Source organism: Sphingobium cloacae, assembly GCF_002355855.1.
GTDB classification, from domain to species: domain Bacteria; phylum Pseudomonadota; class Alphaproteobacteria; order Sphingomonadales; family Sphingomonadaceae; genus Sphingobium; species Sphingobium cloacae.
Genome location: NZ_AP017657.1, coordinates 53,519 through 68,930 on the forward strand (window position 1 = coordinate 53,519; position 15,412 = coordinate 68,930).

Sequence of the window (15,412 nt, forward strand, 5' to 3'; positions counted from 1 at the left end):
CAGCCCCTCGATCAGTGCGCGAACGATGGGTTCGCCGCGATCTGTGTGTCGCGCGGCGGCTTCCGCCAGTTCCAGCGCGAAAGGAATGTCCATGCGCCGGAAGGGATGAAGCCCCAGGTATCGGGCGACGATCTCGGCATGGTCGTTTCGGGTCTGTGAGCGCTGACCATAGCTGGTGAGCGCTGCCGGATCGACGTGCAGTTGGGCGGCGAGGTAATGCAAAACGGGGGTCGGGACGGCATTGTTTCCCGGCAAGCCGAATCCAAGATGACGCATCAAGGCAATATGGCTTGCGAGGCCAAGCCTGTTCGGCGCGCCGTAGCGCCTGCCGATCACTTCGATGTCTTCGGCGGACAACGTGTAGTTGGCGATGATCGCGATGTCGTCGGTCGGCGGCTCGAATAGGCATCGGCGCTCGTGATCAGTCAGGAGCCGTCGTCTCGCCAATTTGCCCTCCCACCGATTCGTCGCGTCAGATTAACGCGAGGGTCTGCCAATGCGAAGAGGTGCACTGTCCGATAGACGATCCCTTAGCGAACATGTGTCGGCAGCGCCGCCATCGCACCGAAAACCTGTGTTCCGCCTGTCTCGTTTGACTGGTCCGATTTGTTTTGCGTTGAAGGCCCCTTCTGCGATACAAGTCCCGGATGACCAACACCCTGATCGGCTATGCCCGCTGCTCAACGGACAAGCAGGATCTTGCCGCACAGCGCGACGCTCTGGTCCAGCTTGGGGTGGCACCGGATCGAATTTATACCGACCACGGTTTCACCGGGACCAATCGTGCGCGACCAGGTTTGGATCAGGCCTTGGCCGCAGTTCGCAATGGCGACACGCTGGTGGTGCCCAAGCTCGACCGACTTGCGCGCTCCGTTCCCGACGCACGGGCGATCGGCGACCAGCTGACGGCACGCGGCGTGAGATTGCAACTCAGTGCCAGCGTCCACGATCCCGGCGACCCCATGGGCAAGCTGTTCTTCAACATCCTTGCCACCTTCGCGGAATTCGAAGCCGATCTGATCAGGATGCGGACCCGGGAAGGTATGGCCGTCGCCCGCGCCCGGGGAAAGCTGCGCGGCAAGAAGCCAAAGCTATCTGATCGGCAGCAGAAGGAGTTGCGCCGGATGTATGACACCGGCGATTATTCGATCAGCGACCTGGCCGAACTGTTCTCGATTTCGCGTCCGACAGTTTATCGCACCCTTGGCCGGCAGCCCACGGTCACTGCCGTGACGGCGGAACCAGCTTGACTATGCACCTTATATAGTGCATATGGTAGCCATGGGATCGGGGACCGCACAACGCATCGAGCTGGTGTTCTACCAGACCGATGCAGGCAATGTCCCCGTTCGCGACTGGCTACTCGGTCTCCCTGAAGCCAATCGCCGCGAGATTGGCCAGGACTTACAGCGGGTCCAGTTCCGCTGGCCGGTTGGCATGCCGCTGGTTCGCCCTATGGGAAAGGGGCTGTTCGAAGTGCGTACATCCCTGCCTGACGGAACGATCGCGCGTGTGCTGTTCTGTTTCCACCAAGGCGAACTCTACGCGCTGCATGGATTTATCAAGAAGTCACAGACGACGCCAGCCGCAGATTTGGAATTGGCACGCAAGCGCCAGAAAGAGGTTGAAAATGGCTGAGAACAAACATCGCGGCCCGACGCTGGACAGCTTCCTCGAGGAAGAAGGTGTGCTCGCGGAATTCCAGGCCAAGGCCATCAAGGAAGTCATCGCTTGGCAGCTTTCCGAGGCGATGCGCGAACGCAAGCTCAGCAAGAAGCGACTGGCGCTATTGATGCATACCAGCAGGACACAAGTAGACCGCATGCTTGATCCCGCCGATGGCAATGTCACCATCGAAACCCTGCAGCGCGCTGCCGCCGTCGTGGGGCGTAGGGTCGAGCTCGCGCTGATCTGATAAGCAAACAAGGCCGACTACGCCGAATGTTCCGCTTATGTCCGCCAAATCGTTGTTTGGCGCACAAACCTTGAGGTGACGCCCTCAAGGGTTCGTCAGGCGGATTCTTCGCGGGCGGCGACAGATTGGCAATCTCAGCCCGCTCGATCCTGATCGCGACCGGCGTGGAAAATCGGCGGCCGGAAATCGATGACGCCACGCATCGGGACGCGCTCGATCGGGGGCTTTTGCGCTATTGCCCCGTTTGCGACGGCTTCGAGGCGAGCGATCAGGCGATCGGTGTCATTGGCGCTGATGCGCACGGCGTTGCCGAAGCCTTGTTTCTGAGGACTTTTTCCGACCGTATCACCCTGATCGCGCACAACGCGGTGGAGCTGGACCGCAGCGATCGCGACAGTTTGACAGGTGCCGGGGTGACCATCGCGAGCAGTGCGCTCGAACGGCTCGATTTCTCTGACCCCCAAGTCATCACACATCTGGTCGATGGCAGCGAACTGCGGTTCGACACGATCTATCCGGCGCTCGGATCGGACAGTAACAACGCGCTGGCCCGGCAGCTCCGGGCCGAACTCAGCGACGATCAGTGTATCGTCGTCGACTCCAAGCAACGCACGAACATCCGCGGCGTCTATGCGGCCGGTGACATCGTTTTGTCGCTCGATCAAATCAGTGTGGCGATGGGGCACGCGGCGATCGCAGCGACCGCGATGCACAACGATCTGCGCGACTTGGACGGTCAGACGCCCATCAGTGAGCGAAGCTGATGGACATGCCGCGCCGCACGGTCTTGGAGGGCATTGCCACAAATGCGGCATTGAGCGTCGCGATCGGAGCGCCTTGGGCTGCCGGAGTAAGCGCGAAGTCGACGCACGGCGGGGACGTGGCCCGCTGGGACGCTTTCGAGATCGTTACCGGCGACACAATAGTAGCCGCTGCAAAGGTCGCGGGCCAACCGGCGAGGGGCATTCTCGATAGCGGCAGCGGCGCGACCATCCTTTCGTCCGATTTGGCGGCCCGGCTCGGTCTGGCAGGTGATGCCCGCACGATCAGCGGCTTGGCGGCCAAAACCGGCGTCACGCTCGTCAAGGATGTAGTTGTCGAGCTGGCGGGGCTCCCCCGTGCGCTTCCGTTCGTAATCGTCGGCGACCTAACCCGCCTTATTCACCAAAAGTGTCCTGAAGGGTTGGCGGGAGTGGCGTAAGCCTCTGATCTGAATTAGGAACTGGGTGTCTAAGCCGAACCTGCCGCAGGGCAGAAAATGCCACGGGCCACACCCGCCATGAACGATGATATCGCAAGCTCATTTGGATTCCCAGCAGTCGGCCGCAAGAAAATCACAGCTGCGTTCGACGGTGGCCGGCTTACCTCGGATGGCGGTGTTCTACTGCTTGCACAGGCCGAGCGCGCGATGGGGATTTGCCAGCGCCTGGCGGCTTGTATTGCCGATCCGCGCGATCCAGCGCGGGTGATCCATCGCCTGGATGACATTCTGCGTGCCCGTGTGTTCGCGATTGCGTGCGGCTATGAGGATGCCGATGATCTCGATGCTCTGCGCGACGATCCAGGCTTCCGCCTGGCGCTCGGCAAGCTGCCGGAATCGGGCGCGGGGCTGGCCAGCCAACCGACGATGAGCCGGTGGGAAAATGCACCGACTACGCGCGAACTGGCCAGCATGATGGCCGCGATGATCGACATCTACTGCGCCAGCTATCCCGCCCCTCCGACAGCGGTCACGCTGGATATCGACGACACGTGCGACGTCGTGCATGGCTATCAACAGCTCTCGTTCTGGAACGGGCATCATGGGGAGCGCTGCTTCCTACCGATCCATATCTACGACACCGCGACCGGCAGGCCGGTGGCCATGCTGCTGCGCACAGGCAAGACGCCTTCTGGAAAGGAGGCGGCGGGGCACATCCGACGCCTGGTGCGTCACCTGCGCCGTAATTGGCCCGATACCCACATCACTATCCGCGGCGACGGGCACTATGGTCGACCCGAGGTCATGGCCTACTGCGATGCGGCCCGCGTCGATTACGTGTTCGGCCTGCCCACCAATTCAGCGCTGCGCGCCGATCCCGCCATTGTTGCGGTCGCCGATGCCTGCGCGGTCAAGCGCGCCCAGCGTCAGTGTCCCGTCCTGCGCAACTATGCCGAGACCCGCTATGGGGCAAAGACCTGGAAGTGCCAGCGTCGCGTCGTTGCACGGATCGAGGCCAGCACGCTGGGCATGGACATCCGCTATGTCGTCACCTCGTTGGCAACAGGATCGGCCGAGCACATCTACGACACGCTCTACTGCGCGCGTGGTCAGGCCGAGAACCTGATCAAGCGCCACAAGTCCCAGCTCGCCAGCGACCGAACCTCGTGCCGCTCGGCCAATGCCAATCAGATGCGCCTGATACTGCACACTGCCGCATACTGGCTGCTATGGCGCATCCAGCAGGCGATGCCCAGGACCGCTGCTCTGGCAAGCGCGGAGTTTACCACCTTGCGCCTGCGGCTGCTCAAGGTCGCTGCGCGCGTCGTAGAAAGTGCTAGCCGCATCCGCATTGCCTTCGCTTCCGCCTGTCCGGATGCCGACCTGTTCCGCGCCCTCGTTCTCCGGCTGAAGCCTGCGCCGACGTAGCCCATGCGGCAGCGCCGCAGAACTCCGAGCCCAGCCCTTCAACCCGAAAAGCCCATCAATCCGAATGCGGTGAAACAAACGCCAGCGATGCCGGTCGTCCGCGCAATACAGCCAGCCGCAGCAAATGCCCAGAGCGGACCCGAAACCGAGCGTCGTGAATAAGAGAGGCTAAGTGCCGTGTCGAGGACGATTGGCCAATCGGTCGATCTGGTGCTTGGCACCGATCTATTCATCGATCGATGTGTTGCGATCGACTTTGGGCGACGCCGCTACTCGCTCTCGCCAAGCGGCACATTTCAGGGCGGCGCTGGCTGGAAGGTTCTGCCGGTGTCGCGGGGAGACAAGCAAGAGCTGCTGACGCTAGTCACCCTTCCTCACGGCGGACCTGTGTCAATGATGGTCGACACGGGCAACTCGAACGCCCTGATCGTATCTCAAGCCGTGCTTCAGGACCGGGCTTTGGCGGAAGGCCGGCCACAATCCAGCGCTCTGATCGCAGGCGTGGACGGCGTGCAGACGGCGGGCCTGGTCACGATCGACGGCGTGCAATTCGGTGGACTAACGCTCGACGGCATACCCTCGATCGCGATGCCCCGTTGGCTGCCGGCGCGTGCGGTCGGAAATGTCGGCCTCCCGCTGATCGCTCAGTTCGATGTGGTATTCGACATTTCGAGCAGCCGTCTTTGGGTGCGCCCGCTCCGCAAAGCCCAACGACTTCCTTTGCTCAAAGACCGAAGCGGCCTTGGGCTTCAGGCCGATCGATCGGCCCTGGTCGTTGTCCATGTCGCGCGAGGAAGCCCCGCCGCGCGTGATGATTGGGTTGTGGGAACCCGGATCGTCGCCGTGAACGGACAACGCATCAACGGGGGATACACCCATGGCCAGCTTTGGAAATGGCGGTTCGACCGGCCAGGCACCGTCGTGAAGCTACTTCTCGACACGGGCAGAATAGTCCCGTTGGAGCTTGAAGATTATTACTAGCGGTCGCGTCGGAGGTGGCGCGATGATCGTTCAATCGGGAAAGATGAATACAGGAAAGAGGATGCCTCATGGAAGATAATCGAACCTCTAAAGGCTTGTTATGCCCAACGTGCCGCGTTGATTTGGTTATGAGCGAGCGCCAAGGCATCGAGATCGACTATTGCCCGCAATGTCGCGGGGTCTGGCTCGACCGTGGCGAACTCGACAAGATCATCGAACGCAGCGTCGCCGACGACGGGGTGAGGCCGCTGGGCGGCCGTCTTGGAATGTTCGACGAACAGCGCGGCCATGGCGATCAGCACGGCCATGGCGGTCATGGCGGAAAGCATGGCTACGAGCGCGGGGGTCATGGCCGGCGCAAGGGCTTCCTGCGCGAATTGTTCGACTGAACTGCTGTGAATCGGCCGCCGCACAATGAGTCCTTCGGGTGCCCGTGTGAGAACGGCCCGCGCCATGGGCGTGCCCCCTTGAATGCCCATGGCGAACGATTGAGGAAGGCCCGGCGATCGCAAAGCAGGCCGGCTCGATGGATTAGCATCGTGGCCGGGCTTGCCCTAGCGCCGGGCCTGCTCGGCTGCTCGCCGTCGTCGAACGGCGACGACAGCGCCGTGTCAGGTGATCGTCGCTTGCCGGATTTCATCGGGGAGCATTTCTACGCCTGCCCCGATGGTTCGCGCCTCGATGTCGATTTCCTCGGCGATGGCCTGACCCTTGATATCAAGACCAATCCGAAAGCCGCCCCGGTGCGCGTGACCTCGCCGGCCAGCGGACAAACTTATGTCGGCCACAACCTCAACGTGACGATCTCGGGCGGGGACCGGATCACGCTTCTGCGGCCTGGCTCCCCGCCGCTGGCCTGCAAGCGAACGCAAGTGCGTTCGGACGGGGCGAGCTAAGCAATGCTCGCGCCCCTCTTCCTCACCGCCGGCCCTGCCGCCGCTTCGTTGCGCTCCGAACCGGGGCGCAAGCCCCATCGCCGATCATCGCGACGCATCATTTGGATGATCGGCCTATCGCTGATGCCTATTCCGCCAGGGCTGATCTGGCTGGCGATGAGCATTCACGACCATGGTTTCGATTGCGGGCCACAAAGTTGGCACGGCGCGCTCGCGCTGCTGTGTGTCGCAGCCGCCGGATGCCTCGCCGCGCTCTTGATCGCTTTCAGGCGATCGCCGGACGGGCGTTTCATTCCCGCGCCCGACACGCGGGTCATCAGCATTTTCGTCCTGATCGGGATCGCCAGTTACCTCGCCTGGGCGGTGCTCCTGCACAGTGGATTCTGCACATCGCCGGGGGTGCCGCGATGACACGACGCAACGCCAATCGGCACCCCGGAGAAATGAAAATGTCGGATGATGTCGCGCGCCCCGGTGATGAATCGGAACAGGCTTACTGGCATAGGCGCGCCGACGAAGAGCGGGAACGGGCCAAGCACGCCACGACCCCGGAAGGGGCCACCGCGCACCAAGCGATCGCTGATGCCTATTCGGCCCGCGCCCAACAGCAGCCGGGCCCGGCCGCTCCCGCCTCATCCGACGACGACAAAGACGATGATGATGGAGGGCCAAATGCGTAAACGAGTAATATTCGTTTGTCTGCCGGCACTGTTTTTGATCGGCTGCTCGCAAGCCAAGGACAACCGGCGTGAAGCGTCGGCCGCAGCGGCCGATATGTCGCAACATCAACCGATGCCGGTCCATCCGTCGTCGGGCGATGCCGATACGGACTTCCTGCAAGCCATGATCCCTCACCATCAAGGGGCGATCGACATGGCACGCGATGAAATCGCGAAAGGGAGCGATCCCAAGGTGCTCGCGCTCGCGCAGAAGGTGATTCAGGACCAGCAAGCCGAGATCACGCAGATGGAAAAGTGGCTCGCTGATCGCCGCTCGCAACGCCAGGAGACGAAGTGATGGCGCACGATCATGCGGGTGAAGCCGGCCACAGCCACGATCATACTGCCGGCGCCAATGCCAAGATGCTGACTTGGGCCCTTGGCTTGACGGCGACCTATCTGGTGGCCGAAGTCATCGGCGGCTTCGTGTTCAACAGCCTCGCTCTGCTGTCCGATGCCGCGCACATGCTGACCGACGTTGCCGCGCTCATCATAGCGCTCATGGCGATCAAGCTCGGCGGCAAAAGTGCCGACGACAAGCGAACCTTCGGCTACCGTAGGTTTGAAATACTCGCGGCGGCCTTCAACGCCGTCCTCCTGTTCTGCATCGCGATCTATGTTTTCGTTGAAGCCATCAAGCGCTTCAATGCCCCGCAGGAAGTCCAGTCGTGGGGCATGATGATTGTCGCCGCGATCGGTCTGGCGGTGAATTTCATTTCGATGCGCCTGCTGATGTCCGGCAAGGATGCCAGCTTCAACGTCAAGGGTGCCTATCTGGAAGTGTGGGCCGACATGATCGGCTCGGTTGGGGTGATCCTCGGCGCGCTGGCGATCAAGTTCACGGGCTTCACCTGGATCGATCCCATCGTTGCCGTCGGCATCGGCCTTTGGGTCTTGCCGCGCACCTGGATTTTGCTCCGCGACACGACCAACGTGCTGCTTGAAGGTGTCCCGGCCGGTCTGACGCTCGGCGAGATACGATCGGAGATCGCGGCCCTCCCCGGCGTCGCCGGTCTTCACGACCTCCATGTCTGGTCGACGAGCAACGAAGAGATTAGCTGCACCGTCCATGTCGTCCTGCAATCGGACGCGGACGGCGACAGCACCCGCACAGCGGTTCAGGCAATGCTCCGCGACAAGCATCGGATCGAACATTCAACGGTCCAAACCGAGCGATCCGAAGCCCCCTGCGACGGCCAAGAACACCTTCACCAATAGCAACTGAACGCGATCCAACTCCACGCCCGTGCCGGCGTTCCGACCCACGAAAGGAAGTCGTCATGGACGATAAACTCAAGCTCGACATACCGGTCATCCTTCCCGATCTGCCCGACGCGGCTGACGCCTGCCTTGATCGCCTCGTCTCTACGCTGGTCTCCCGCGATGGGGTCGATCGCGCGCATGTCATCTGCGTCGATGGCGATGAGCCGGCGGCCCTGTGCATCCATTTCGATGCGGGCAAGCTGCCTCTGTCGCGCGTGCGCGAAATGGTGAAGGCGGCGGGTGCCGAAATTACCGAGCGGTTCGGCCATGCGATCTGGCAGGCCAAGGGGATCAATCACGAGCGCCGCGCCCGCACGGTGAGCGAAGCGCTCAGCGCCATGAAAGGGGTTGTCCAGGCAAACGCCAGCACGAGCGGATCGATCAGGGTCGAATATGATCGCCGCGAAACGACGGAACAGGACATTCGCGGCGCTTTGGCCAAGCTGAACGTCGGTCTCGGGAAAAGGATCGCGGCCGACGACCACGCCGGCCACGATCATGCTGGCCACGATCATGCCGGACACGATCACTCCGGGCACAGCCACGGTCCCGGCGGCCACGGGCAAAAGGAAGAGAAGCATGGCCCCGGTGACGGCCACGATCATGCCCATGGCGGGATACTCGGACCCAATACTGAGCTGATCTTCGCGCTCGCTTGCGGCGCGGCGCTGGGCATCGGCTTTGCGATCGAGAAGCTGGTGACGGGCGCGCCCTCGTGGCTGCCGCTCGCGCTCTTTATCGCCGCCTATGTCTTCGGCGGCTTCTACACGCTGCGCGAGGCGATCGAGAATTTGCGCTTGAAGCGATTTGAGATCGATACGCTGATGCTGGTTGCCGCTGCCGGCGCTGCGGCCCTCGGGGCCTGGGCGGAAGGCGCGCTGCTGCTGTTCCTGTTCAGCCTCGGCCATGCACTCGAACATTACGCCATGGGCCGCGCCAAGCGAGCGATCGAGGCGCTTGCCGAGCTGGCCCCGCGCACCGCCATGGTGCGCCGGGACGACGGCGGGACGAGCGAGGTTCCGGTTGAGGAATTGAAGCTCGGCGACATCATCATCGTGAAGCCCGATGAGCGGGTCGCTGCCGACGGTTTCATCGTCAAGGGCACGACGGCGATCAATCAGGCCCCGGTCACGGGCGAGAGTATGCCCGTCGACAAGCGGCCCGTGCAGGATGATGAAGCGGCACGCCAGAACCCTGATAAGGTCGATGCGGCCAGTCGGGTGTTCGCCGGCACCATCAACGGTAGCGGCCTCGTCGAGATCGAGGTCACGCGACTGTCGACCGAAAGCACGCTCGCCAAAGTGGTCAAGATGGTCAGCGAGGCGGAGACGCAAAAATCGCCGACCCAGCGGTTCACGGATCGCTTCGAGAAGTTTTTCGTGCCGGCGGTGCTGGCGCTGTCCTTCCTGCTGCTGTTCGCCTGGGTGGTGGTCGACGAGCCGTTCCGCGCTAGCTTTTATCGCGCCATGGCCGTGCTGGTCGCAGCCAGCCCGTGCGCGCTCGCCATCGCGACCCCCAGCGCCGTCCTGTCCGGCGTTGCGCGTGCGGCCCGTGGCGGCGTTCTCGTCAAGGGCGGCGCGCCGCTCGAACTGCTCGGCTCGCTCGATGCGATCGCCTTCGACAAGACAGGCACGCTGACCAAGGGGGAGCCGCGCATTCAGGAGGTCATCCCGGCGCCAGGCGTAGCCAAGGAAGACCTGATGGCGATCGCCGTGGCGGTCGAATCGCTGAGCGATCATCCGCTTGCGCAGGCAATCGCCCGCGACGGTCGCGATCATATCGGCGACAAGGCGGTCCCCTCGGCCGACAATCTCAAGAGCCTGACCGGCCGCGGCGTCTCGGCTGTCGTCGGCGAGGATGAAGTGCTGATCGGCAAGGCCGAAATGTTCGGTGCCGATGGGATCGCGCCTCTGTCAGCCGAAATGACGGAGGCGATCGAAAAGCTGCGGGCGGGAGGGCAGACGAGCATGATCGTCCGCCGCGACGGCAAGGACATGGGCGCGATCGGCCTGCTCGACACGCCCCGCGAGACGGCCAAGGCCGCTCTCGAACAGCTTCGGGCAATCGGCATCAAGCGCATGATTATGATCTCGGGCGATCATCAGCGCGCCGCCGAAGCGATCGCCAAGGATGTCGGCATCGACGAAGCATGGGGCGATCTCATGCCCGAAGACAAGGTTGAGGCGATCAAGAAGCTCCGCGCCGAAACCAAGGTCGCCATGGTCGGCGACGGCGTGAACGACGCCCCGGCGATGGCCACGGCGACGGTAGGCATCGCCATGGGAGCCGCCGGGTCCGACGTGGCGCTTGAAACAGCCGATGTCGCCCTGATGGCCGACGATCTCTCGCATCTGCCGTTCGCGGTCGGCCTGAGCCGAAGCACCCGCTGGGTGATCCGACAGAACGTCTTTGTTAGCCTCGGCGTCGTCGCCTTCCTCGTGCCCGCGACCATTCTCGGGCTCGGCATCGGGCCGGCGGTCGCGATGCACGAAGGATCGACGCTGCTGGTCGTCTTCAACGCACTGCGGCTTCTCGCCTACCGAGATACGACCGATAGGGTAACGGGCCGCCAGGGAGCCGCCGCATGAAACTCGGGGCGCGGGTTCGCTCGATCGCCCTTTTCGAGCAGCTCGGCCCCGGTCTCGTCACAGGTGCCGCCGATGACGATCCAAGCGGCATCGCGACCTATTCCCAAGCTGGCGCTCAGTTCGGCTTTGGGCTGCTGTGGACGATGGTGCTGACCTATCCGCTGATGACGGCCGTCCAGCTCATCAGCGCGCATATCGGTCGTGTGACGGGCTGTGGCCTGGCAAAGAACATGGGCGACGTTCTCTGGCGGCCGTTTGTCACGTTCCTCGTCCTGCTGCTCTTTCTCGCCAACACGATCAACATCGGCGCCGATCTGGCGGCGATGGGGGCCGCCGCCGAGCTGGTGACGGGCGGAAGCGCCCACATTTTCACCTTCGGCTTCGCGGCCTTCTCGCTGCTCCTACAGCTTTTCCTCCCATACCAACGCTATGCCGGTCTGCTGAAATGGCTGACCCTGACGCTGCTCGCCTATGTCGCGGTCCTCTTCATGGTGAAGCTCGATTGGATGGGCGTGGCCAAGGGCCTCACTATCCCCCGCACCGAGGGCAAGGGCGCGATCGTCACCATCGTCGCGATCTTCGGCACCACGATCAGCCCCTATCTGTTCTTCTGGCAGAGCGCGCAGGAAACCGAGGAAGTCCATCGCAATCCGCACGAAGAGCCCCTGGTCGACGCGCCGTGGCAGGCCCGGCGCGAGTTCCGGCGGATGCGCCTCGATACCTTCGCGGGCATGGCAGTCTCCAACCTTGTCGCGCTGGCGATCATGATCGGCACGGCTGCGACGCTCCATGCGTCGGGAAGTGTTACGATCAACACCGCCGCCGATGCAGCCAAGGCCCTGCAGCCGGTCGCCGGCCCCTTCGCTTTCCTCCTGTTCAGCCTCGGGATCATCGGCACCGGACTGCTCGCGGTGCCCGTGCTCGCCGGATCGGCCGCCTATGCGATCGGTGAGGCTCGCGGTTGGAAATGCGGGCTCGATCAGCGCCCTTGGGAAGCCGTTGGCTTCTACACAGTGATCTCGTTGGCCACGCTGCTCGGGATCGGCATTGACTGGTCGGACCTCGACCCGATCAAGGCGCTGTTTTGGAGCGCGGTTATCAACGGCGTGGTGGCAGTGCCGATTATGGTCGCCATGATGCTCGTCGTTTCCCGGCGACGCGCGATGGGCAAGTTCGCCGCCTCGGGAAAATTGCTCTTCTTCGGTTGGGCGGCGACTGCCGTCATGGCCGCAGCGGCCATCGCCATGATCGTCTTGCAATAGCGCCGATGACCACGAGCAACCGCCACGCCATCAACCGCTTCCTGTTGAAGACCGCAGGGCTGAGCGCTGCCGCCTTGCTGCGGTCTCGCGAGGGCCCGTGGCGCGTTGCCGCCTTGCTGTTCCTGTTCGCCTCGGCGCTCGACGCCTTCATCGCCCTGGTTCGGCGAAATCGGCTCATGGAGCCGGGCCTGACCTATTGGGACGAGGCCGCCGCCTTCCTCCTTCTGAGCGGCCTCGCCGCCGTGATCGCGATTGGATCATCGAAATGACGCTGCCGTCTTGGTGGGAAGCCCTGTCCCACATCCTGAGCCTTGGACTGGCCTATGCACTCGCCTTGCCGGTTGGCTGGGACCGCGAAAAAGACGCGCGCAGCGCCGGCATTCGCACCTTCCCGCTCGTGGCGATCGCCAGTTGCGGATTCGTGCTGGTCGGCATCGCGATCCTCGGCCGGACCGATCCTGCCCAAGCCCGGATTCTCGAAGGCTTGATTACGGGTGTGGGCTTCATTGGGGGCGGTGCGATTTTGAAGCATCGCGGCAAGGCATCGGGCACCGCGACCGCTGCGAGCCTGTGGGCGACCGGGGCCCTCGGGGCTGCTGTCGGCTATGGCCTTTTTGACATCGCTGTGGTCCTGAGCCTGACCACCTTTCTAACGCTGCGTTGCTCGCGACCGTTGAAGCGCGCGACGCACGACCAAACCGGGGCGCTGGACAGGTCGTGACCGGCCAGCGGCCTTCCGGTGCCCGGCCACGCTGGCAACCGCCAGCTCCGGGTGGCCGCGCCGTTCGCAAGCGGGCGATCGGCGCGAGCGACCGAAAAGAGCGCTTAGAGCGCTGGGCCGCGCTGCTCGAACGTGATCCGCACAAGTTGGTTGGCCTCCTGCGGCCATCATGGGCGTCCGGGAATGATCTTACGGCGTTGGGGGGAAACCCCAGCGCGATCGATTTGGCGTGGGATGATCCTGTGTTCCGCGTAACCGGGCTTGAAGCGCGATCGCGGGAGAGCTTCAAAGCCTATTTCGGCCTGTCCAACACCGAGCTGGATCGGATCGTTTCGGGATCGTGGCGCGTGCCGATCCGCTCTGCCTGGCAGGTTGCGGGGCGGATCAGGAATGTTGCCGATCCACGTCCCGAACGAATGCTGATGGCAAGCGTCATCGCCATGGTGATCGTCGTTGTCGGGATTGCGCAATGGCTTCGGTGAAGCGGACACTTTCGAGGAACGGCTAATGTCGGCGATTCTCTACACCCTTATTCCACTTGCGGCAGTTCTCGCAGGCGCGATCCTGTCGACAGTCCGGCGTCCCGGTGCCGGCTTTGTCAGCGCCATGCAGCATCTTGCGGCGGGCGTCGTTTTCGCCGCCGCCGCGACCGAGATCCTGCCGCAAATCAAGCATGACGCCTCTCCCGTCGCGACCCTGCTAGGCGGCATGGCCGGCGTCGCCGTCATGCTGCTTTTGAAGGAGTTGGAGGGCCGCGCCAAAGGGCCGGTGGCGATGCTCGGCGCGGTCGGGATCGACATTCTCGTTGATGGCCTGGTCCTCGGCCTCGCCTTCGTCGCGGGGGAGAAAGCCGGTATCCTTTTGACCGTCGCCCTGACCCTGGAAGTCCTATTTCTTGGGCTGACCGTCACGGCGGAACTCGGCGAGACGATCGCATCGAAGCTGCGCGTGATCGCGACGGTGTTCGGTTTGAGCTTGCTGCTGCCGTTGGGCGCAGCGATCGCCATGCCGGTCGCGGTGTTGCCGACGCCCGTGATCGTCGGCTTTCTGAGCTTCGGCCTGATGGCGCTGCTCTACCTCGTCACCGAAGAGTTGCTGGCCGAAGCCCATGAACGGCCAGACAGCCCACTTATCAGCGCGATGTTCTTCGTCGGTTTCCTCGGCCTTCTCGTGATCGAAGAGCTACTGCCATGAACACTGCCTGCCGCATCAAATCGGGGGCGGTGAGACGCCGCAAAGCGCATTTTGCGATGCTCATCCTGCCGGCGGGCATCTGGATATGGGGCGGCAAGGTCATGCTGCGGTTCGCACGCGCGATCGCGCAGACGGGTATAGCGCCAAGGCAGGCGATCCTTCGCTCGATATGGTGCTCGGGCCGTCTCTCCCGCATTGGATTTCTGGTGTGGCGGGAACGGAAGGGAAAGTGGCGCTGAGCTGCCGCCTACACGACGACCTCTCACGAATGACGCGGCATGTCGGTGCCGCAAGGTAACGACGCTGTTGAGATTGTGACCATGATACGAACATCGAATCCCCGCCTGACGCTCATCCTCACCCTTGTTTCCATCGTGGCCCTCGGCATCGGGGTGGCACTTTGGCAAGTGACTTCCGATCGCCATACCCCGATGGCCGACGCTCCCCTGGCCGGCGCGAAGATTGGCGGTTCCTTCCGGCTGATCGATCAGGACGGTAAGTCGCTGAGCAGCGACAGCTTCAACGGCCGCTATCGACTGATGTATTTCGGCTATACCTACTGCCCGGACATTTGCCCGACCGATGCGAAGAAGATGGGCCAGGCGCTGCGCGCCTTTGAGGGCAGCGATCCGGAACGTGGGGCTCGCGTGCAACCGATCATGATAACGATCGATCCAGAGCGCGACACGCCTGCCGTGATGAAGCAGTTTGTGGCTGCGTTCCATCCTCGCCTGATCGGACTGACCGGCACGCCTGAGCAGATTAAGACGGTGCTCTCGACATTTTCGATTTACGGCCGCCGCGTAGGGCCGGCGGGGTCTCCCAATTATCTGATGGACCATAGCGCGATCATGTATCTGATGGATCGCGACGGGAAACCCATCACCTTTTTCGCGCGGGACGCTACGCCAGAGCAGATCGCCGCCGATCTCGCAAAATATGTCGCGTAAGACGCGACTATAACTGCGCTTTTTTAAGCGCTGCCGCGATAATCGGCAGATACCGAGCCACTTGTTCCCGATCGCTCTCCCGCTCACGATCGCCAAGGGCATCATAGCTGGTCGCGGCTTGCCGGTCCCAGCGCTCGACGAGTTCCGCAGGGATGGTCAGCGCTCCGTCATTCTGGCGCACCCCCTTAGAGTGCATGTAGCGCTGCCAATGGGCCCATCGCTCATGCTCGACGGCTGCCAGCTCTTCCACCAAGCCGTTCAGAACGGCATCGATTGTTGGTTCGACCGTCATGG

22 protein-coding genes and 1 pseudogene are annotated in these 15,412 nt (G+C 63.0%); 21 read left to right on the top strand and 2 right to left on the bottom strand.

What is annotated here, in order from left to right; all coding sequences use genetic code 11:
• Positions 1-15: 15 nt before the first annotated feature.
• Positions 16-447, bottom strand: a pseudogene (locus SCLO_RS24440) (DUF4158 domain-containing protein); the annotation flags it as partial.
• Between the two features lie 200 nt (positions 448-647).
• Here SCLO_RS24440 and SCLO_RS20785 point away from each other — a divergent pair.
• The 21 genes from SCLO_RS20785 (at position 648) to SCLO_RS20890 (ending at position 15,118) form a co-directional block, all read left to right on the top strand.
• On the top strand, positions 648-1,250 hold the full coding sequence (locus tag SCLO_RS20785; protein WP_066520976.1) for a recombinase family protein: 603 nt from the start codon (positions 648-650) through the stop codon (positions 1,248-1,250).
• A 31-nt stretch (positions 1,251-1,281) separates the two neighbouring features.
• Entirely contained in the window at positions 1,282-1,638 is a 357-nt protein-coding gene (locus SCLO_RS20790) for a type II toxin-antitoxin system RelE/ParE family toxin (RefSeq protein ID WP_066520988.1), read from the top strand.
• Positions 1,631-1,915 carry an XRE family transcriptional regulator gene (locus tag SCLO_RS20795; protein ID WP_066520978.1) on the top strand — a complete coding sequence of 95 codons (285 nt, stop codon included), beginning with the start codon at positions 1,631-1,633 and terminating at the stop codon, positions 1,913-1,915. The genes SCLO_RS20790 and SCLO_RS20795 overlap by 8 nt, the downstream gene beginning before the upstream one ends.
• 125 nt (positions 1,916-2,040) lie before the next feature.
• Positions 2,041-2,679: an NAD(P)/FAD-dependent oxidoreductase gene (locus tag SCLO_RS20800; RefSeq protein WP_083949185.1), complete on the top strand. Its 639-nt coding sequence runs from the start codon at positions 2,041-2,043 to the stop codon at positions 2,677-2,679.
• Positions 2,679-3,116, top strand: coding sequence for an aspartyl protease family protein (locus SCLO_RS20805; RefSeq protein ID WP_096362251.1), 438 nt, complete (start codon positions 2,679-2,681; stop codon positions 3,114-3,116). Before SCLO_RS20800 ends, SCLO_RS20805 begins: the two co-directional genes overlap by 1 nt.
• 78 nt (positions 3,117-3,194) lie before the next feature.
• Complete coding sequence (locus tag SCLO_RS20810; RefSeq protein WP_013039775.1) at positions 3,195-4,544, top strand: IS1380-like element ISSp1 family transposase; 1,350 nt, start codon at positions 3,195-3,197, stop codon at positions 4,542-4,544.
• 177 nt (positions 4,545-4,721) lie between these two features.
• Positions 4,722-5,525: a retroviral-like aspartic protease family protein gene (locus SCLO_RS20820; protein ID WP_231923460.1), complete on the top strand. Its 804-nt coding sequence runs from the start codon at positions 4,722-4,724 to the stop codon at positions 5,523-5,525.
• Between the two features lie 68 nt (positions 5,526-5,593).
• Positions 5,594-5,914, top strand: coding sequence for a TFIIB-type zinc ribbon-containing protein (locus tag SCLO_RS20825; protein ID WP_083949232.1), 321 nt, complete (start codon positions 5,594-5,596; stop codon positions 5,912-5,914).
• 150 nt (positions 5,915-6,064) lie between these two features.
• Complete coding sequence (locus tag SCLO_RS20830) at positions 6,065-6,421, top strand: hypothetical protein (protein WP_066521945.1); 357 nt, start codon at positions 6,065-6,067, stop codon at positions 6,419-6,421.
• 123 nt (positions 6,422-6,544) lie between these two features.
• On the top strand, positions 6,545-6,832 hold the full coding sequence (locus SCLO_RS20835) for a hypothetical protein (protein WP_123905552.1): 288 nt from the start codon (positions 6,545-6,547) through the stop codon (positions 6,830-6,832).
• Positions 6,829-7,101 carry a hypothetical protein gene (locus SCLO_RS20840; protein ID WP_123905553.1) on the top strand — a complete coding sequence of 91 codons (273 nt, stop codon included), beginning with the start codon at positions 6,829-6,831 and terminating at the stop codon, positions 7,099-7,101. The genes SCLO_RS20835 and SCLO_RS20840 overlap by 4 nt, the downstream gene beginning before the upstream one ends.
• Complete coding sequence (gene copM / locus SCLO_RS20845; RefSeq protein WP_217998863.1) at positions 7,094-7,438, top strand: CopM family metallochaperone; 345 nt, start codon at positions 7,094-7,096, stop codon at positions 7,436-7,438. Before SCLO_RS20840 ends, copM begins: the two co-directional genes overlap by 8 nt.
• Complete coding sequence (locus tag SCLO_RS20850) at positions 7,438-8,358, top strand: cation diffusion facilitator family transporter (protein WP_066521955.1); 921 nt, start codon at positions 7,438-7,440, stop codon at positions 8,356-8,358. Before copM ends, SCLO_RS20850 begins: the two co-directional genes overlap by 1 nt.
• 62 nt (positions 8,359-8,420) lie before the next feature.
• Positions 8,421-10,991, top strand: coding sequence for a heavy metal translocating P-type ATPase (locus SCLO_RS20855; RefSeq protein ID WP_066521956.1), 2,571 nt, complete (start codon positions 8,421-8,423; stop codon positions 10,989-10,991).
• The gene (locus tag SCLO_RS20860) at positions 10,988-12,253 is read left to right on the top strand and encodes an NRAMP family divalent metal transporter (RefSeq protein ID WP_066521959.1); all 1,266 of its coding nucleotides are present in this window, start codon (positions 10,988-10,990) and stop codon (positions 12,251-12,253) included. Before SCLO_RS20855 ends, SCLO_RS20860 begins: the two co-directional genes overlap by 4 nt.
• A gap of 5 nt (positions 12,254-12,258) precedes the next feature.
• Complete coding sequence (locus SCLO_RS20865) at positions 12,259-12,522, top strand: hypothetical protein (protein WP_066521962.1); 264 nt, start codon at positions 12,259-12,261, stop codon at positions 12,520-12,522.
• Entirely contained in the window at positions 12,519-12,974 is a 456-nt protein-coding gene (locus SCLO_RS20870) for an MgtC/SapB family protein (RefSeq protein ID WP_066521965.1), read from the top strand. The genes SCLO_RS20865 and SCLO_RS20870 overlap by 4 nt, the downstream gene beginning before the upstream one ends.
• A 242-nt stretch (positions 12,975-13,216) precedes the next feature.
• Positions 13,217-13,456, top strand: coding sequence for a hypothetical protein (locus SCLO_RS24060; protein WP_231923461.1), 240 nt, complete (start codon positions 13,217-13,219; stop codon positions 13,454-13,456).
• Between the two features lie 25 nt (positions 13,457-13,481).
• The gene (locus SCLO_RS20880) at positions 13,482-14,168 is read left to right on the top strand and encodes a ZIP family metal transporter (RefSeq protein ID WP_066521966.1); all 687 of its coding nucleotides are present in this window, start codon (positions 13,482-13,484) and stop codon (positions 14,166-14,168) included.
• Positions 14,165-14,407 carry a hypothetical protein gene (locus SCLO_RS20885; protein ID WP_066521970.1) on the top strand — a complete coding sequence of 81 codons (243 nt, stop codon included), beginning with the start codon at positions 14,165-14,167 and terminating at the stop codon, positions 14,405-14,407. Before SCLO_RS20880 ends, SCLO_RS20885 begins: the two co-directional genes overlap by 4 nt.
• Before the next feature lie 39 nt (positions 14,408-14,446).
• Complete coding sequence (locus tag SCLO_RS20890; RefSeq protein WP_231923462.1) at positions 14,447-15,118, top strand: SCO family protein; 672 nt, start codon at positions 14,447-14,449, stop codon at positions 15,116-15,118.
• Between the two features lie 7 nt (positions 15,119-15,125).
• Here the strand turns inward: SCLO_RS20890 and SCLO_RS20895 are convergent, their stop codons facing one another.
• Positions 15,126-15,410 carry a hypothetical protein gene (locus SCLO_RS20895; protein ID WP_066521973.1) on the bottom strand — a complete coding sequence of 95 codons (285 nt, stop codon included), beginning with the start codon at positions 15,408-15,410 and terminating at the stop codon, positions 15,126-15,128.
• Positions 15,411-15,412 lie beyond the last annotated feature (2 nt).